This is a genomic window from Pseudomonas sp. LBUM1640, from assembly GCF_059716225.1.
Window position 1 is genome coordinate 6,573,453 of record NZ_CP166816.1, and the last position, 17,328, is coordinate 6,590,780.

Sequence of the window (17,328 nt, forward strand, 5' to 3'; positions counted from 1 at the left end):
GAGGGCGCGCCATTCCTGCGACGCGCCCGGCGCATCAGACGGCGAAGAGCAGGAATTCCCGCTCCCACGAACTGATCACGCGCTTGAAGTTTTCATGCTCGGCCCGCTTGACCGCGACGTAGCCTGTGATGAATTTTTGACCCAGGTACTTCTCGATGGTCTTGCTGTTTTCCATGCGTTCCAGGGCGTCCTCGATGGTCAACGGCAGGCGCAGGTTGCGTCGCTCGTAACCACGGCCCACCACTGGCGCGCTTGGGTTATGGCCTTCGACCATGCCGATGTAGCCGCACAACAGGCTGGCGGCAATCGCCAGGTACGGGTTGGCGTCGGCGCCCGGCAGGCGGTTTTCCACGCGACGGTTCTGCGGGCCGGCATCCGGTACGCGCAGGCCGACGGTGCGGTTCTCTTCGCCCCACTCCACGTTAACCGGCGCCGAGGTGTCGGGCAGGAAGCGGCGGAACGAGTTCACGTTGGGGGCAAACAGCGGCAGCAATTCAGGGATGAACTTCTGCAGGCCGCCAATGTGGTTGAGGAACAGCTGGCTCATGGTCCCGTCTTCATTAGAGAAGACGTTCTTGCCGGTGGCGATGTCGATAATGCTCTGGTGCAAGTGCATCGCGCTGCCAGGCTCGCCGGTCATCGGCTTGGCCATAAAGGTGGCGGCCACGTTGTGCTTGAGCGCGGCTTCGCGCATGGTGCGTTTGAACACCAGAATCTGGTCAGCCAGGGACAGGGCATCACCGTGACGGAAGTTGATTTCCATCTGCGCCGTGCCGTCCTCGTGGATCAGCGTGTCGAGGTCCAGCTCCTGCAGCTCGCACCAGTCGTAGACGTCTTCGAACAATGGGTCGAATTCGTTGGCGGCTTCTATAGAGAAGGACTGGCGACCGGTCTCCGGGCGGCCGGAACGGCCAATCGGTGGCTGCAGCGGGAAGTCCGGGTCTTCGCAGCGTTTGGTCAGGTAGAACTCCATCTCCGGCGCCACGATGGGCTGCCAGCCCCTGTCGGAATACAGCTTCAGAACCTTCTTGAGCACGTTACGCGGCGACAGCTCGATCGGGTTGCCTTGCTTGTCGTAGGTGTCGTGGATCACCTGTGCGGTGGGCTCGATGGCCCAGGGCACCAGGAACACGGCGTTCTGGTCGGGGCGGCAGATCATGTCGATGTCGGCCGGGTCGAGCAATTCGTAATAGATGTCGTCTTCGACATAGTCGCCGGTGACGGTCTGCAACAGAACACTCTCGGGCAGACGCATGCCTTTTTCGGCGATGAACTTGTTGGTCGGCGAGATCTTGCCCCGGGTGATGCCGGTGAGGTCGCCAATCATGCATTCGACTTCTGTGATCTTGTGGTCTTTCAACCAATCGGTGAGCTGGTCGAGGTTGTTACTCATAAATGCCTCTGGGCTGGGTTTCCTGACATCCATTAAAAGGTCAGGCGTTGGTGGACGCAGCATCCGCGTCGTCTATTCGTTCAGGGTAGGAGCTTACCTGCCATTTGCTGCAGCGTTGCATTCCTCACGCCAAAGTCGTGCAGAATCATGAGCAGCACCCCAGACGGGAGCCGCTCAATGGCAGGCACGAGGGAAAGGAGGGAGCAAAAAAGAGGTCAGCCAAGGCGTCAAGAATATTGGCCGGGGCGCGGTCATTCACGAGGAAAAATTGGACGGGTGACAAGACTTGTCTGAAACAGGTTGAAACGCCGAGTCGCGGCAGGCGAGACATGAAGCACCCCGGTATTATTGCTGTTATGGGTTTGAATCGAGCTTAGCCTTGTTCATTTTTTTACACAACACCCCCGTAAAAAATACAACACGGCCCGCTCAAGCCTGCTAGTCCCAAGCCCTTCAAACCCAAAAAACCGCCCCAAAAAGCCCCAAAAAAGGCCACAAGGCGCTTTTTTAGGGCAAAAAAGCCCTCGCTTGACTTCGGCATGCCGTTCGGGTTGACTGAAACCAGAAAAGATCAATGATTGATATTTTTAACAACAAAGGTGTTGCATCATGTCGGTACCCCCGCGTGCCGTTCAGCTTAACGAAGCGAACGCGTTCCTTAAGGATCATCCTGAGGTTCTGTACGTAGACCTTCTAATTGCGGATATGAATGGTGTGGTGCGCGGCAAGCGCATCGAACGCACCAGCCTCCACAAGGTTTACGAGAAGGGCATTAACCTGCCTGCCTCTTTATTTGCCCTGGATATCAACGGCTCAACGGTGGAAAGCACCGGCCTGGGTCTGGACATCGGTGATGCTGACCGAATCTGTTATCCGATCCCTGACACCCTGTGCAATGAGCCCTGGCAAAAGCGCCCAACCGCGCAACTGCTGATGACCATGCACGAACTTGAAGGTGAACCTTTCTTCGCCGATCCTCGCGAAGTGCTCCGCCAAGTTGTAAGCAAATTTGACGACCTCGGTCTGACCATCTGCGCCGCCTTCGAGCTTGAGTTCTACCTGATCGACCAGGAGAACGTGAACGGCCGCCCACAACCGCCCCGCTCGCCGATCTCCGGCAAACGCCCGCACTCGACACAGGTCTACCTGATCGACGACCTCGACGAATACGTCGACTGCCTCCAGGACATTCTGGAAGGTGCCAAAGAGCAAGGCATCCCGGCTGACGCCATCGTCAAGGAAAGTGCCCCGGCGCAGTTCGAAGTGAACCTGCACCACGTGGCCGACCCGATCAAGGCCTGCGACTACGCAGTACTGCTCAAGCGCCTGATCAAGAACATCGCCTACGACCATGAAATGGACACCACCTTCATGGCCAAGCCTTACCCAGGCCAGGCAGGCAACGGTTTGCACGTACACATTTCGATCCTGGACAAAGACGGCAAGAACATCTTTGCCAGCGAGGATCCCGAGCAGAACGCCGCATTGCGTCACGCGATCGGCGGTGTGCTCGAGACCCTACCCGCCCAAATGGCGTTCCTGTGCCCTAACGTCAACTCCTACCGCCGTTTCGGCGCACAGTTCTACGTGCCGAACTCGCCGTGCTGGGGCCTGGATAACCGCACCGTGGCGATTCGCGTACCCACCGGCTCGTCAGATGCCGTACGTATCGAACACCGCGTGGCCGGCGCCGACGCCAACCCTTACCTGCTGATGGCTTCGGTCTTGGCGGGCGTGCACCACGGTCTGACCAACAAGATCGAGCCGGGGGCTCCGGTGGAAGGCAACAGCTACGAGCAGAACGAACAGAGCCTGCCGAACAACCTGCGTGATGCTCTGCGCGAGTTGGACGACAGCGAGGTGATGGCCAAGTACATCGATCCTAAATACATCGATATCTTCGTCGCCTGTAAGGAAAGTGAGCTGGAAGAGTTCGAACACTCCATCTCCGACCTTGAGTACAACTGGTACTTGCATACCGTGTAAGCGGTTGCTGCTTTAAAAGAACGCCGCAGGCTTTTGGTCTGTGGCGTTTTTTTATGGGTGTATTCATGGAGACCGAGTTGGCCTCTTCGCAGGCAAGCCAGCTCCCACATTTGACTGCATTCCAAAGTTGGAACTCGGTCAAATGTGGGAGCGGGCTTGCTCGCGAAGGCGGCCTGGCAGACAACACACCTTCCTGCTCATACAATGCCCGCTGCCTTGTAGGAGACTTCCATGACCACCCGCACCGCCGCCCCTCGCAAACCCCGCGCCCGCAGCCAGGCCCGGATCGATGCGATCCTCGATGCCGCCCGCACCTTGCTGGCGACCGAAGGCGTGGCCAGTTTGTCGATCTACAGCGTCGCCGAGCGCGCGCAGATTCCGCCGTCGTCGGTGTATCACTTTTTCGCCAGCGTGCCAGCGTTGCTGGAAGCGTTGACAGCGGATGTGCACGCCGCTTTCCGCGCCGCGATTCAGGCGCCCATCGACCATGACTCACTCAAGCACTGGCGCGACCTGTCCTGCATCGTCGAACAGCGCATGCTCAACATCTACAGTAACGACGCGGCCGCACGGCAGTTGATTCTGGCGCAGCACGGGCTGACCGAAGTGACCCAGGCGGACCGTCAGCATGATCTGGAGTTGGGGGATTTGATGCTCGCCGTGTTCAACCGGCACTTCGAGGTGCCGACGTTGCCCGCCGATGTGGATGTGTTTGCCTTGGCGCTGGAACTGAGCGACCGCGTGTATGCGCGCTCGGTGCATCAGCATGGGCAGATTACGCCGCGCATGGCAGAGGAAGGGATGCGGGTGTTTGATGCGTATGTGGGGCTCTACCTACCGCCCTACCTGCCCAAGCGACCCACATGATCGTTCCCCCGCTCCGCGTGGGAATGCATCCCGTGACGCTCTGCGTCACCCCCGCGCAAAATTCAGGTCATGCGGTGGCTGGTGGGACGCGGAGCGTCCCTGGCGGCATTCCCACGCAGAGCGTGGGAATGATCTAGTGAGGCAATCACAACTTGGCAATCGACACCTCGGTGGACTTCACAAAGGCAATCACTTCACTGCCAATCACCAACTCCAGCTCTTTCACCGAGCGCGTGGTGATCACAGACGTCACGATGCCAGACGCTGTCTGCACGTCGATTTCCGACAGCACGTCGCCTTCGACGATTTCCTTGATGGTGCCCTTGAACTGGTTACGTACGTTGATGGCTTTAATAGTCATGGTGTTCTTCCTTCGTAGGACAAGTGAGTTATTGAGCCCAACGCAATTGCGTAGGCAGCGGTGAAACAGGTTCAGGTTCCGGCGGCGAGCCTGGCAACGACAGCACACGGTTGAGCACTTCGGCTTCCAGCGCGGCCAGGCGATGTGAGCCCCGAGCGCGCGGGCGTGGCAGGTCGACGATCAGGTCCAGGCCGATCTCGCCGTCTTCGATCAGGATCACCCGGTCGGCAATCGCCACGGCTTCGCTGACGTCGTGGGTCACCAGCAACACGGTGAAGCCGTGCTTTTGCCACAAGTTTTCGATCAGTTGCTGCATCTCGATGCGGGTCAGGGCATCCAGCGCGCCCAGCGGCTCATCGAGCAGCAGCAGGCGCGGTTGGTGAATCAACGCACGCGCCAGGGCCACGCGCTGCTTCTGGCCACCGGACAAGGCCGCCGGCCACTCATTGGCACGCTCGGCCAGGCCAACCGCCTCCAGCGCTTCCAAAGCTTTGGGGCGCCAGTTGCCCTTGAGACCAAGCCCCACGTTGTCGATGATTTTTTTCCACGGCAGCAGGCGCGCTTCCTGGAACATCAACCGCGTGTCCTCAATCGCTTCACTCAGCGGCGCGGCGCCGGCCAGCAGCTCGCCGCCGCTGGCTTTGTCCAAACCGGCCAACAGGCGCAGCAAGGTACTTTTGCCGCAGCCGCTGCGACCGACCACCGCCACGAACTGGCCGGCGGGAATGTGCAGATCAATCTCTTTAAGGACTTCCCGCGCACCGAAGGCCTTGCGCAATTTGCGCACCGCCAGCGGGATGCCCTTGAGCAGGCGCGGAGGTTGTTGAGCGGTCATGCCGCACCTCCTTTATTCACTTGGTAAGCCGGGTGCCAGCGCAGCCACACACGTTCCAGGCCGCGCGCAGCCAAATCGGCCAGCTTGCCGAGGATGGCGTACATGACGATGGCCAATACCACCACGTCGGTTTGCAAAAATTCGCGGGCGTTCATCGCCAGGTAACCGATACCCGAACTGGCCGAGATGGTTTCCGCCACGATCAGCGTCAGCCACATAAAGCCCAAGGCAAAGCGCACGCCCACCAGGATCGACGGCAACGCGCCCGGCAGGATCACCTGGCGGAACAGGCTGAAACCGGACAAGCCGTAGCTGCGTGACATTTCCACCAGCGCCGGGTCGACGTTGCGAATGCCGTGGTAGGTGTTCAGGTAGATCGGGAACAACGTGCCGAGGGCGACCAGGAAGATCTTCGCGGTCTCGTCAATGCCGAACCACAGGATCACCAGCGGAATCAGCGCCAAGTGCGGCACGTTGCGGATCATCTGCACCGAGCTGTCCAGCAGGCGCTCGCCCCACTTCGACAGGCCGGTGATAAAGCCCAGGGCCAAACCGATGCTGCCACCGATCACAAAACCCAGGCCCGCACGCCAGCCGCTGATGGCCAGGTGTGTCCAGATTTCGCCCGTACGGACCAAGTTGACCCCGGCTTCGATCACTGCACTCGGCGCCGGCAGAATGCGGGTCGACAACCAGCCCGCCGACACCGACAGCTGCCACACCGCCAGCAACAAGATCGGCAGCACCCAGGGCGCGACACGATGGCTCAATTTTTCAAAGTTCATGGCTACGCCTCAGCTCTGCGACGCAGCTTTGGGAAGGATGTCGTTGGCGACCATCTCGCCGAACGGGCTGACGTAACCGGCGCTTTTCGGCAACTCGGGACGTTCGATATCCAAGTGCGGGAACAGCAGCTCGGCCACGCGATACGACTCTTCCAGGTGTGGGTAACCGGAGAAGATAAAGGTGTCGATGCCCAGCGCAGCGTATTCATTGACGCGTGCCGCAACTGTTGGGCCATCGCCCACCAGCGCAGTGCCTGCACCGCCACGTACCAGGCCGACGCCGGCCCACAGGTTGGGGCTGACTTCGAGGTTGTCACGGTTGCCGCCGTGCAAGGCCGCCATGCGTTGCTGGCCAACGGAGTCGAAGCGCGCCAGCGAAGCCTGGGCGCGGGCGATGGTCTCGTCGTCCAAGTGCGAGATCAGTTTGTCGGCGGCTTTCCACGCTTCATCGTTGGTTTCGCGCACGATCACATGCAGGCGAATACCGAAGCGAACAGTGCGCCCAAGTTTTGCGGCCTTGGCGCGTACCTGTTCGATTTTTTCCGCGACGGCGGCCGGTGGCTCGCCCCAGGTCAGGACCATTTCCACCTGTTCGGCTGCCAGGTCCTGGGCCGCTTCGGAGGAACCACCGAAGTACAGCGGCGGACGTGGTTGCTGGATCGGCGGGTAGAGCAATTTGGCGCCTTTGACGCTGATGTGCTCACCGTCGTAATCCACGGTTTCGCCTTCCAGCACGCGGCGCCAGATGCGCGTGAATTCCACCGACGCCTGATAGCGTTCTTCATGGCTGAGGAACAAACCATCGCCGGCCAACTCTTCCGGGTCACCGCCGGTCACCAGGTTGAACAACGCACGGCCGCCGGACAAGCGGTCCAGGGTTGCGGCCTGGCGCGCAGCCACCGTCGGGGAAATGATCCCGGGGCGCAGTGCGACGAGGAATTTCAAACGCTGGGTCACCGGAATCAGTGAGGCGGCCACCAGCCAGGAGTCTTCGCAGGAGCGACCGGTAGGAATCAGCACACCGCCGAAACCCAGCCGATCAGCAGCCTGGGCCACTTGCTGCAAATAGCCGTGATCGACGGCACGAGCGCCTTCGGCGGTGCCAAGGTAGTGGCCGTCGCCGTGGGTAGGCAGGAACCAGAAAATAGTGAGGCTCATGGAGTTGTCTCCTGAAGAAGTCGGATTACGGCGCTTTGGCGACGGCGGCGGGTGGCGTCCAGATCACGTCCTTGATACTCAAGGGTTTGGGGATCAATTTGAGCTGGTAGAAGCTGTCGGCAATTTTCTGCTGCGCGGCGACCACTTCCGGGGTCAGAAACAACGCACCGTAGCCTTGGCGTTTCACCGAGGTCAGGGTGATGTCAGCCGGCAGGCCAAGCAGCGGCGCGACTTGTTCGGTGACTTCTTGCGGGTTGGCTTTGGACCATTCGCCCACCGCGCGCACTTCTTCCACCAACGCCTTGATCACTTCCGGATGCTGCGTGGCGTACGGCTTGGTGGCCAGGTAGAACTGGTGGTTGTCGGCGATGCCGGTGCCATCACGCAGGGTGCGCGCTTGCAGTTGTTTCTCGGCGGCGGCCTGGTACGGGTCCCAGATCACCCACGCGTCGACACTGCCACGCTCGAACGCGGCGCGGGCATCGGCGGGCGGCAGGAAGATGGTTTTTACGTCGGTGTATTTCAGGCCGGCGTCTTCCAGCGCACGCACCAGCAGGTAGTGCACGTTAGAGCCTTTGTTGAGCACGATTTTCTTGCCTTTGAGCTCGGCCACGGATTTGATCGTCGAGTCTTTCGGCACCAGGATCGCTTCGCTGGTCGGCGCGGGTGGTTCGTAGGCGACGTAGAGCAAATCCGCGCCGGCAGCCTGGGCAAACACCGGTGGGGTTTCGCCGGTCACACCGAAGTCGATGGAGCCGACGTTCAAGCCTTCGAGCAGTTGGGGGCCACCCGGGAACTCGGTCCATTGCACCTGCACACCCTGGGCGGCCAGGCGTTTTTCCAAAGTGCCCTTGGCCTTGAGCAGCACCAACGTGCCGTACTTCTGATAACCGATCCGCAGGGTTTCGGCGGCCTGGGCTTGAACAATGGCGCCGAAGGACACAGCCGCAGCAAACAGTGCGACCAGACCACGACGCAAGATGACAGTGCGCATGGCGCTCTCTCCAAAAAATGCGATTAGGGGGTTGGCTGCACCTGCTTGGCCGTTGGCGGCTGAGTAAGGTGAGTACTACAAAATCCGGTACGGCTTAAATGCTCCAGCGAGCACTCAACAAACGTTCATTCAACACATTGGGGTCCAGCGGTTTGGGGCGACGCGCCATGGCGCCGTAGAGCGTTTCCAAAGCCTCGTGCAAACGCTGTTCAAGCACCGGCACCAATTGCGCCTGGGCACTGCCTTCGGCATAAGCGATCTGGCTGTCTTCGGCAAAGATGCCGTGGAGCAATTCCTGGGCTTTCAGGGCCGACAACACTGGTTTCAAGGCGTAGTCCACTGCCAGCATGTGCGCGATGCTGCCGCCGGTGGCCATCGGCAACACGATTTTGTGGGCCAGGGCGCGCTCGGGCAGCAGGTCCAGCACGGTTTTCAGCGCGCCGGAAAACGAGGCCTTGTACACCGGCGTGGCGATCACCAGGCCGTCGGCGTTGGCGACTTGTTGCAGCAGGTCGATGACTTTTGGGCTGTCGAAGCGCGCGTGCAGCAAGTCTTCGGCCGGGAAGTCCCGTATCTGATAACTCACCACTTCCACGCCTTTGTCTTGCAGCCACTGACGGGTTTTTTCCAGCAAGACCCCGGAGCGGGAACGCTGGCTGGGACTGCCTCCAAGTGTTACGACCAGCATGTAGGAAATTCCTTGAGCAAGTGTCGGCGGTTCGCTGTGTGGCGATGGCGCCAAGATGGGACAGACCTTAGCAGCAGATTTATATATCTATAAATCTTATTTTTTCATTTGTTTATTCTATAAATGCATATGAGATTTATAGATCTGCGGGCGAAAAAAAAGGCCGTCGAAACGGCCTGAAAACCCCTGCTCTGTGAAACTTGAAATGCAATCAAATGTGGGAGCGGGCTTGCTCGCGAAAGCGGTGTGTCATTCACAGATGCATCAACTGAAAGCCTGCATTCGCGAGCAAGCCCGCTCCCACAGTTAGTTCGGTGTTAACGGTTGGGTTGTGGGGTAAGGCGCAGGTACGGCTTCACGGCACGATAGCCCTTCGGAAAGCGTTTTTTGATCTCTTCTTCGTCCTTGAGCGACGGCACGATCACCACTTCATCACCGTCCTGCCAGTTGGCTGGGGTGGCAACCTTGTGGTTGTCGGTCAGTTGCAGCGAATCGATGACCCGCAGAATTTCGTGGAAGTTGCGGCCAGTGCTGGCCGGGTAGGTAATCGTCAGGCGAATCTTCTTGTTCGGGTCAATCACGAACAAGGACCGCACGGTGAGCGTGTCACTGGCGTTCGGGTGGATCAGGTCATAGAGGTCCGACACTTTACGATCGGCATCCGCCAGGATCGGGAAGTTGACGACGGTGTTCTGTGTCTCGTTGATGTCTTCGATCCACTTGTGGTGCGAGTCCACCGGGTCTACCGACAGGGCGATGGCCTTGACGCCGCGCTTGGCGAACTCGTCCTTGAGCTTGGCGGTAAAGCCCAGCTCGGTGGTGCACACCGGGGTGAAGTCGGCCGGGTGGGAAAACAGCACGCCCCAGCTATCGCCCAACCATTCGTGGAAACGAATCTTGCCGGCGCTGGAATCCTGTTCGAAGTCGGGGGCGATGTCGCCCAGTCTTAGGCTCATGGTGTGGCTCCTGGTGAGTGCTTATGGAGCCCACTGTGCATGGGTTGCGGATTATTTAAAAAGAATAAATATCGATTTATTTAGACGATAAACGAATATTAAAAATCAATTCATTGGACGCGGGAAACGGCGAGGATCAACATCTGCAACAAGGTTCGAGAAGGCCTTGAGACGCTGTACAAAGAGGGTTTCAGGAAGGGCTTGCGGGGGTTGAGCCCGACTTGAAAAGCAACACACCTTGCCCGGCGTTGCGCCGGGCAAGGCTTTAAGCAGTTACTTGAATGCGTACGAGTAGCTGACGATTACACGGTTTTCGTCTTGATCGCGTGCGGAAGCAACATCGTTGCGCCACATAGCGTTTTTCCAGGCAACACCCAGGTTTTTGAACGGGCCTTGTGGGATCACGTAGGCAACAGTGATGTCACGTTCCCACTCGGACTGGCCGTTGAACTGGGAACGCTGAGCATTGTTGGCCACGGTGTCGATGTCGGTACCTTTGAGGTAAACAACACCGGCGGTCAGACCAGGTACACCCACTTGGGCGAAGTCGAATGCGTAGCGAGCTTGCCAGGTACGTTCGCCGGCACGGGCAAACTTGGCGATCTGCATGTCAGTGGTCAGGTAAGCGGACGAACCGTCGCCTTGGTTCAACCAAGGGAAATCGCTGCTGCCGTTGCTGACTTGGTAACCACCACCGAAGGTGTGACCGGCAACGGTGTACAGGAACAGGCCGCTGTACAGGTTGTTGTCGACCTTGCCTTTACCGGCACGGAAACCTTGATAGTTACCCGAGCTGTAGTAAGCCGGATCGTTACCGTTGGAACCGTCATCGGAGCTGTTGAAATAACGCAGATCAGACTTCAGTACGCCCGGGCCGATTGCCCAGTTGTGGGTCAGGCCCAGGAAGTGCTGCTTGTAGAAGTTTTCCAGATTGCCGTAGTAGTACTGCGCAGTCAGGTCTTTGGTGATCTTGTAGTCACCACCGGCGTAGTAGAACTTGTTGCTGTCACGCCAGTTCACGCCACGGGAGTTCGCGCCCGCAATTGACAGATTGTCTACGTTGCTGGAGTTACGGCCTTTGGCCTTTTCGATCTGACCAGCAACCAGCGTCAGGTCCTTGATGTCGTTGGACGTGATCTGGCCACCTTGGAAGGTTTGCGGCAGCAGACGACCGTCGTTGGTCACGATAACAGGCAGCTTAGGTTGCAGAGTACCCAGCTTCAGTTCGGTCTGGGAGATCTTGGCTTTAGCGGTCAGGCCCAGGCTGGAGTAGTTATCAACGGCTTCGCCATTGGACTTGCTCGGGAACACGGTACCGCCGTAGGACGAAGCAGTCGCGCCATTGGTGCCGCCGCCGGAATCCAGGCGAACACCCAGCAGGCCAATAGCGTCAAGACCGAAGCCTACGGTGCCTTGGGTGAAACCGGAGATGAAACGCAGATCGAAGCCTTGGCCCCATTCTTCGTTCTTGTTCTGCGCACCGGCCGCTTTGGTACCGCTGTCACGGTTATCGGTGTTGATATAAAAGTTACGCAGACCCAGTGTTACTTTGCTGTCATCGATAAAACCGGCAGCGCCTGCTTGCTGAGCGATTGCGCCCAGGGTCACAGCCAACGCCAAGGTAGACTTCTTCATGTACCGCTCCTCTCATTTCTAATTTTTGTATTTCTTTGGTCTCGGGTCTGACGCCCTCGATCCACAGATGCGCGATTAGCGCCGGATAGTGACCGACAAGTCAATCGTAACCTTGTGTGTCTACTACCTTCGTCTAACCGCAGTTGATTTGGTCCCTGCAGGGTAATGAGTTTTTCATACACCCAAAAAGAATTGTTTCATTCTTTTTCATACGATTCAGGAATAAGCCTCCCCATGAGGCGAGCCGATCAGCGTAGACCAACCGCTCCATAAGCTAATTCCTAAATGGTATTTACTAGCCTTTTTTTAGATCGATTAGTGTGGCCGTACGTTTGCATACGTCACCCACGATCAAAAAGGCGACGCCATCATGGCCAAAGGCACATCCTCCCGTCAATTTGTTACAGTTTTTGTGTCACTAATTCTTTCTTTTGGTGTCAAAGCCGCCGATTTAACCATCGGCTATCAAACCGGCATCGACCCCAGCAAAGTCCCTCAGGCCGACGGACTCTATGAAAAAACCATCGGCGAGAAGATTGCCTGGCGCCGCTTCAACAGCGGGCCCGAAGTTGTAGCCGCGATCGCATCCGGCGATGTGCAAATCGGCAACCTGGGCTCTAGCCCGCTTGCGGCGGCGGCTTCACGCAATCTCCCCATTGTGGCCTTTATCGTATCGGCACAAATCAATGCTTCTGAAGCTTTGGTGGTGCGCAATGGTAGCGGCATCGACAAACCAGAAGATCTGGTCGGCAAAACCATCGCTACGCCCTTCGTCTCAACGTCTCATTACAGCCTGCTCGGCGCGCTGAAGCATTGGGGGCTGGACACTAAAAAAGTCAACGTGGTGAACCTGCAACCCGCCGAAATTGCCGCCGCGTGGAAACGGGGTGATATTGACGGTGCGTTCGTGTGGTCACCGGCCTTGGGCGAGATCCGCAAGACCGGCAAAACCCTGACAGACTCGGCCCAGGTGGGTCAGTGGGGTGCACCAACATTCGAAGTGTGGGTGACGCGCAAGGATTTCGCGGAAAAACATCCTGACGTTGTGGCCAAGTTTGCCAAGGTCACGCTGGATTCTTTCGCCGACTATGCCGCCCATAAAGACAGCTGGACGGTGAACTCCGAGCCGGTGCAGAAAATCGCTAAACTGACAGGTTCAAATGCTGCCGACATTCCTGAGTTGCTGGCTGGCACTACATTCCCGGATGCCCAGGCGCAACAAACCGATGCCCTGCTAAAAGGGGGCACAGCGAAGGCGATTGGGGAGACGGCGAAGTTTTTGAAGGAACAGGGGAAGGTTGAAACGGTGTTGCCGGACTACTCGGCATATGTGACCGACAAATTCATCAAAGACTAAACGCGATCAAATGTGGGAGCGGGCTTGCTCGCGAAAGCGGTGGGTCAGTCAACACATTCAGTGACTGGCACTGCGCCTTCGCTAGCAAGCCCGCTCCCACATTTAGACCTGCTTCACTTCCAAAATCGGGTTTACAGCGCTTTCTCAAAAATCTTCGAGTTACGCTGATAGTTGTACAGCGACGCCCGCGCCGATGGGAGGCGGTCCACGCTGCTCGGCACAAACCCGCGCTCACGGAACCAGTGGGCGGTTCGGGTGGTGAGGACAAACAAGGTCTTCAAACCCTGAGCCCGAGCACAGGTCTCGATGCGCTCCAGCAATACATCACCGCGTGCGCCGTGACGGTACTCCGGGTTAACTGCCAGACACGCCAGCTCACCCGCATCCGAATCCGCGATCTGATACAACGCCGCACAGGCGATGATCATGCCTTCGCGTTCGACCACGCTGAACTGTTCGATCTCACGTTCAAGCACTTCTCGCGAACGCCGCACCAGAATGCCCTGCTCTTCCAGCGGGCTGATCAGGTCAAGCAAACCGCCGACGTCTTCAATCGCCGCTTCGCGCACCTGCTCGAATTGCTCCTGGGCCACCAGCGTACCGCCGCCGTCCCGGGTAAACAGCTCGGTGAGCAAGGCGCCGTCTTCGGCGTAGCTGACGATATGGCTGCGCCCTACTCCACCACGGCACGCTTCGGCGGCTGCATCGAGCAATTCCGCTTGATAGTTGCTGCCCAGGCGTTGCAGGTGCGCCGGCACTTGTTGCGGGCGCAGCTCACGGACCAGGCGACCATGCTCATCGATCAGGCCCAAGTCCGCGCCAAACAGCAGCAGCTTGTCGGCGGCCAGGTCGATGGCGGCGCGGGTGGCGACGTCTTCGCAAGCCAGGTTGAAAATTTCGCCGGTGGGCGAATAACCCAGCGGCGACAGCAGCACGATGGAGCGCTCGTCGAGCAGGCGGTTGATGCCCTTGCGGTCGACCCGGCGAACTTCGCCGGTGTGGTGGTAATCCACGCCTTCAAGCACACCGATCGGCCGCGCCGTGACCAAGTTGCCGCTGGCCACGCGCAGGCGCGAGCCCTGCATCGGTGAAGAGGCCATGTCCATCGACAGGCGCGCTTCAATCGCAATACGCAAATGGCCGACCGCGTCGATCACACACTCCAGTGTTGCCGCATCGGTGATGCGCAAGCCTTCGTGGTAAGCCGGGGTGAGGCCGCGCGCTTCAAGGCGCGCTTCGATTTGTGGGCGCGAACCGTGCACCAGCACCAGCCGCACACCCAGGCTGTGCAGCAGCACCAGGTCGTGGACGATATTGCCGAAGTTGGGGTGTTCCACACCATCGCCGGGCAGCATGACCACAAAGGTGCAGTCGCGGTGGGCGTTGATGTAGGGCGAAGCGTGACGAAGCCAATTGACGTATTCGGGCATAAAACCTGGGCCTGTAATAAAAAGCAGCCAAAAAAGGATGAATCGTGAAAGCGCACAGCGGGCTGATGGTTATCGTCGGAACAGGCTTGGCGACACGCTCGCTCTCCTTATGTACGAATGGGCAGGGGTTAATTTATGCAGGTTTCAGGCAGTAATGCTCGATCAGTTCCCGCAATAGACGCACTGTAGGCGTCAAGCGTGACATTTCAAGGTACTCGCCCGGCTGGTGGGCGCAGGCGATGTCGCCAGGGCCAAGCACCAGGGTTTCACAACCAAGGCGCTGAAGATAAGGCGCTTCGGTGCCGAACGCTACTGCTTCGGCACGATGACCGGTCAAACGTTCCGCAACCCGCACCAGCTCGGCGTCTTCGGCCTGCTCGAACGGCGGCACTTCGGGGAACAGCGGCGCGTAGTCGATCTTGACTTTGTGGCGCTCGGCCAGGGGTTCGAGCTTCTGCCGGATGGCCGCGCGCAGCACCTGCGGGTCCATGCCCGGCAAGGGCCGCAGGTCAAATTCCAGGGAGCACTGGCCGCAGATGCGGTTGGGGTTGTCGCCGCCGTGGATGCAACCGAAGTTCATGGTCGGCTGCGGCACACTGAATTGCGGGTTGCGGTACTCGCGCTGCCAGGCCAGGCGCAGGCCACGCAGTTCGCCGATGGCATCGTGCATGGCTTCAAGGGCGCTGTGGCCCAGGCTTGGGTCCGACGAATGGCCGCTTTGGCCAAGGATGTCGATGCGCTCCATCATCACGCCTTTGTGCAGGCGGATTGGCTTGAGGCCTGTCGGCTCGCCGATCACCGCCGCGCGGCCCAACGGGCGCCCTGCCTCGGCCAGCGCGCGGGCGCCGGACATGGAGCTTTCTTCATCGCAGGTGGCGAGTATCAGCAGCGGTTGTTTGAACGGCTGATCCAACAACGGCAGCACGGCTTCGATGGCCAGGGCGAAAAAACCCTTCATGTCGCAGCTGCCCAAGCCTACCCAGCGGCCGTCGACTTCCGTCAACTTGAGCGGGTCGGTTTTCCACAGCGCAGCGTCATAAGGAACGGTATCGCTATGCCCAGCCAACACCAGGCCGCCAGGGCCGCTGCCGAAACTGGCGAGCAGGTTGAACTTGCCGGGGCTGACTTGCTGGATGTCGATGGCGAAACCCAGGTCGCCCAGCCAACTGGCGAGCAGGTCGATCACCGGGCGGTTGGTCTGGTCGAGAGACGCTTGGGTGCAACTGACCGACGGCGCGGCGATCAGCGCGGCGAACTGCTCTTTCATAGTAGGTAACGGCATGCGCGGCCTCTCAACGTCCCGGATGAGCCCCACTATAGAACCATCTGCACGACACAATAAACCGTTGCGGCGCGTTGCCGGGCTCAGTCCTGTACACTGCACGACCTTGGCAGCCACTCTTTTCCCCGGCTGCGCTCCCGATCCTGGATTTTCCGGCCATGCAGAAAGAAACCGAAATCAAGCTCCGCGTCAGCCGCGAAACACTCGCCGCGCTGCGTGAGCACCCGCTACTGAAAAAACGCAACAAAAGTGGCTGGGAACGCCGTGAGTTGATGAACCAGTATTTCGACACCCCCGAGCGCGACCTGGCCCAGGCCAAAGTCGCCCTGCGCTTGCGCAAGGACGGTGACGAAATCATCCAGACCCTCAAGACCCGTGGCCAAAGCGTCGCCGGCTTGTCGGAACGTAACGAATACAACTGGGACCTGCCCAAAGCCAAGCTCGATGTGAAGAAACTCGATGGCGAGTGCTGGCCCGAGCAACTGGCCGAGCTGGACAAAAAAACCCTCAAGCCGATCTTCACCACCGACTTCGTGCGTGAGCGCGCCGAAATCGCTTGGGGCCGTGGCAAGGCGAAGGTCGTGATCGAAGCCGCCCTGGACCTGGGCCATGTGGTGGTCGGCAAGCAGAAAGAAGAAATCTGCGAGCTGGAACTGGAATTGCGCGAAGGTGAACCCGCCGCCCTGCTGGAACTGGCTGCCGAGCTGGCCGCCACCCTGGCGCTGATGCCATGCGATATCAGCAAGGCCGAACGCGGCTACCGCCTGTACGACGCCAGCAGCTACTCCTTGAGCCTGCCTGCGCCGCAGATCCACGCCGAAATGCCGCTGGACGACGCCTTCGCCGCCATCATGTGGCACCTGCTCGGCAGCAGTCAGCGCCTGGCAGAGCAATACCGTTTCAATGGCCACTGGCGCCTGCTGCAGGACTGGGTCGAAAACCTCGGCGAACTGCGCGCCCTGATCGGCAGCCTCGGCCAAGCCGCCCCACGTCAATCCACCAGTGAGCTGCGCAGTGCACTGGATGCGTTGCTCGAAGACTGGCGCCCACTGGTGCAGGCCGGTGACGACGATGAAGACATCCGCAAAGCCGCACCGGAACAGTTTGTTGAAGAACTGCAAGACGTGCGCTGGGGCTTGTTCTCGCTGAACACCTCGCGCTGGCTGCTGGCCCGCACCTGGACCGCCGACCGCAACGTGCGCGGCAACCGCCAGGGCGCTGCGCAAATCACCAACTGGCTGCCACGCCTGCTGGCTGACGACGCCGTTGCGCTGCAACTGCAGCGTTACCAGCAGCAACCGGAAGACCTGGCCGAGCAACTGCCGCGTATCGAACGCATCCAGGCCTGGCTGCACCACGCACGTCAGGTGGTCGACATTCCTGAACTGGACCGTTTGTACGGCGAGCTGAATAAACTGGCGCAACTGGCCAACCAGCCGATCACCGATGAGTCGCTGGATGCACGTATGCATCAGGCGATTGCGGTGTATCAGAACCGTGCCTGGAAGACCCTGCTGCGCCTGTAACACCGGGCAACTCGGTCAAATGTGGGAGCGGGCTTGCTCGCGAAGGCGTTGGATCAGTCGACTTTTTGGTGGCTG

General features: G+C 59.3%; 15 protein-coding genes. 4 read left to right on the top strand and 11 right to left on the bottom strand.

Annotated elements, in window-relative coordinates:
* Nucleotides 1–34 precede the first annotated feature (34 nt).
* A complete protein-coding gene (locus tag ACA065_RS29310; RefSeq protein WP_017139534.1) occupies nucleotides 35–1,393 on the bottom strand; it encodes a glutamine synthetase family protein in 1,359 nt (452 codons plus the stop codon).
* Nucleotides 1,394–2,002: 609 nt separating this feature from the next.
* Here ACA065_RS29310 and ACA065_RS29315 point away from each other — a divergent pair.
* A complete protein-coding gene (locus ACA065_RS29315) occupies nucleotides 2,003–3,379 on the top strand; it encodes a glutamine synthetase family protein (RefSeq protein WP_003213894.1) in 1,377 nt (458 codons plus the stop codon).
* A gap of 231 nt (nucleotides 3,380–3,610) precedes the next feature.
* A complete protein-coding gene (locus ACA065_RS29320; RefSeq protein WP_497692577.1) occupies nucleotides 3,611–4,246 on the top strand; it encodes a TetR/AcrR family transcriptional regulator in 636 nt (211 codons plus the stop codon).
* A gap of 145 nt (nucleotides 4,247–4,391) precedes the next feature.
* On the opposite strand, the gene ACA065_RS29325 is transcribed toward ACA065_RS29320, so the two are convergent.
* From ACA065_RS29325 to ACA065_RS29360, 8 genes are all read right to left on the bottom strand, one after another.
* Complete coding sequence (locus ACA065_RS29325) at nucleotides 4,392–4,607, bottom strand: TOBE domain-containing protein (protein WP_003213899.1); 216 nt, start codon at nucleotides 4,605–4,607, stop codon at nucleotides 4,392–4,394.
* Nucleotides 4,608–4,635: 28 nt separating this feature from the next.
* Complete coding sequence (ssuB, locus tag ACA065_RS29330) at nucleotides 4,636–5,442, bottom strand: aliphatic sulfonates ABC transporter ATP-binding protein (RefSeq protein ID WP_497692578.1); 807 nt, start codon at nucleotides 5,440–5,442, stop codon at nucleotides 4,636–4,638.
* The gene (gene ssuC / locus ACA065_RS29335; protein ID WP_094948824.1) at nucleotides 5,439–6,227 is read right to left on the bottom strand and encodes an aliphatic sulfonate ABC transporter permease SsuC; all 789 of its coding nucleotides are present in this window, start codon (nucleotides 6,225–6,227) and stop codon (nucleotides 5,439–5,441) included. Before ssuC ends, ssuB begins: the two co-directional genes overlap by 4 nt.
* Nucleotides 6,228–6,236: 9 nt before the next feature.
* Nucleotides 6,237–7,385, bottom strand: coding sequence for an FMNH2-dependent alkanesulfonate monooxygenase (gene ssuD / locus ACA065_RS29340; RefSeq protein WP_497692579.1), 1,149 nt, complete (start codon nucleotides 7,383–7,385; stop codon nucleotides 6,237–6,239).
* A gap of 25 nt (nucleotides 7,386–7,410) precedes the next feature.
* On the bottom strand, nucleotides 7,411–8,379 hold the full coding sequence (locus ACA065_RS29345) for a sulfonate ABC transporter substrate-binding protein (protein ID WP_497692580.1): 969 nt from the start codon (nucleotides 8,377–8,379) through the stop codon (nucleotides 7,411–7,413).
* A 94-nt stretch (nucleotides 8,380–8,473) separates the two neighbouring features.
* Nucleotides 8,474–9,067, bottom strand: coding sequence for an NADPH-dependent FMN reductase (ssuE, locus tag ACA065_RS29350; protein WP_094948821.1), 594 nt, complete (start codon nucleotides 9,065–9,067; stop codon nucleotides 8,474–8,476).
* A gap of 317 nt (nucleotides 9,068–9,384) precedes the next feature.
* Nucleotides 9,385–10,023, bottom strand: coding sequence for a peroxiredoxin (locus ACA065_RS29355; protein WP_003195267.1), 639 nt, complete (start codon nucleotides 10,021–10,023; stop codon nucleotides 9,385–9,387).
* A gap of 273 nt (nucleotides 10,024–10,296) precedes the next feature.
* A complete protein-coding gene (locus ACA065_RS29360; protein WP_497692581.1) occupies nucleotides 10,297–11,658 on the bottom strand; it encodes an OprD family porin in 1,362 nt (453 codons plus the stop codon).
* A 370-nt stretch (nucleotides 11,659–12,028) separates the two neighbouring features.
* On the opposite strand from ACA065_RS29360, the gene tauA reads away from it, so the two are divergent.
* Nucleotides 12,029–13,015, top strand: coding sequence for a taurine ABC transporter substrate-binding protein (gene tauA, locus ACA065_RS29365; protein WP_497692582.1), 987 nt, complete (start codon nucleotides 12,029–12,031; stop codon nucleotides 13,013–13,015).
* Nucleotides 13,016–13,146: 131 nt separating this feature from the next.
* Here tauA and argA read toward each other — a convergent pair whose 3' ends face one another.
* Both argA and argE read right to left on the bottom strand, forming a co-directional pair.
* Nucleotides 13,147–14,445, bottom strand: a complete 1,299-nt coding sequence (gene argA / locus ACA065_RS29370) for an amino-acid N-acetyltransferase (RefSeq protein ID WP_497692583.1) — start codon at nucleotides 14,443–14,445, stop codon at nucleotides 13,147–13,149.
* Nucleotides 14,446–14,578: 133 nt separating this feature from the next.
* The gene (argE, locus tag ACA065_RS29375; protein ID WP_497692584.1) at nucleotides 14,579–15,727 is read right to left on the bottom strand and encodes an acetylornithine deacetylase; all 1,149 of its coding nucleotides are present in this window, start codon (nucleotides 15,725–15,727) and stop codon (nucleotides 14,579–14,581) included.
* A 158-nt stretch (nucleotides 15,728–15,885) separates the two neighbouring features.
* Between argE and ACA065_RS29380 the strand changes: the two genes are divergently transcribed.
* Entirely contained in the window at nucleotides 15,886–17,253 is a 1,368-nt protein-coding gene (locus tag ACA065_RS29380; protein ID WP_497692585.1) for a CYTH domain-containing protein, read from the top strand.
* The last annotated feature ends 75 nt before the right edge of the window (nucleotides 17,254–17,328 follow it).

What these genes read in the sequence shown, in the direction of transcription:
- argA (WP_497692583.1), bottom strand. Translation starts at nt 14,445, where the DNA reads ATGCCCGAATACGTCAATTGGCTTCGTCACGCTTCGCCCTACATCAAC.
- ssuE (WP_094948821.1), bottom strand. Translation starts at nt 9,067, where the DNA reads ATGCTGGTCGTAACACTTGGAGGCAGTCCCAGCCAGCGTTCCCGCTCC.
- ACA065_RS29325 (WP_003213899.1), bottom strand. Translation starts at nt 4,607, where the DNA reads ATGACTATTAAAGCCATCAACGTACGTAACCAGTTCAAGGGCACCATC.
- ssuC (WP_094948824.1), bottom strand. Translation starts at nt 6,227, where the DNA reads ATGAACTTTGAAAAATTGAGCCATCGTGTCGCGCCCTGGGTGCTGCCG.
- ACA065_RS29380 (WP_497692585.1), top strand. Translation starts at nt 15,886, where the DNA reads ATGCAGAAAGAAACCGAAATCAAGCTCCGCGTCAGCCGCGAAACACTC.
- ACA065_RS29345 (WP_497692580.1), bottom strand. Translation starts at nt 8,379, where the DNA reads ATGCGCACTGTCATCTTGCGTCGTGGTCTGGTCGCACTGTTTGCTGCG.
- ACA065_RS29315 (WP_003213894.1), top strand. Translation starts at nt 2,003, where the DNA reads ATGTCGGTACCCCCGCGTGCCGTTCAGCTTAACGAAGCGAACGCGTTC.
- ssuD (WP_497692579.1), bottom strand. Translation starts at nt 7,385, where the DNA reads ATGAGCCTCACTATTTTCTGGTTCCTGCCTACCCACGGCGACGGCCAC.
- ACA065_RS29310 (WP_017139534.1), bottom strand. Translation starts at nt 1,393, where the DNA reads ATGAGTAACAACCTCGACCAGCTCACCGATTGGTTGAAAGACCACAAG.
- ACA065_RS29320 (WP_497692577.1), top strand. Translation starts at nt 3,611, where the DNA reads ATGACCACCCGCACCGCCGCCCCTCGCAAACCCCGCGCCCGCAGCCAG.
- ACA065_RS29360 (WP_497692581.1), bottom strand. Translation starts at nt 11,658, where the DNA reads ATGAAGAAGTCTACCTTGGCGTTGGCTGTGACCCTGGGCGCAATCGCT.
- ssuB (WP_497692578.1), bottom strand. Translation starts at nt 5,442, where the DNA reads ATGACCGCTCAACAACCTCCGCGCCTGCTCAAGGGCATCCCGCTGGCG.
- ACA065_RS29355 (WP_003195267.1), bottom strand. Translation starts at nt 10,023, where the DNA reads ATGAGCCTAAGACTGGGCGACATCGCCCCCGACTTCGAACAGGATTCC.
- tauA (WP_497692582.1), top strand. Translation starts at nt 12,029, where the DNA reads ATGGCCAAAGGCACATCCTCCCGTCAATTTGTTACAGTTTTTGTGTCA.
- argE (WP_497692584.1), bottom strand. Translation starts at nt 15,727, where the DNA reads ATGCCGTTACCTACTATGAAAGAGCAGTTCGCCGCGCTGATCGCCGCG.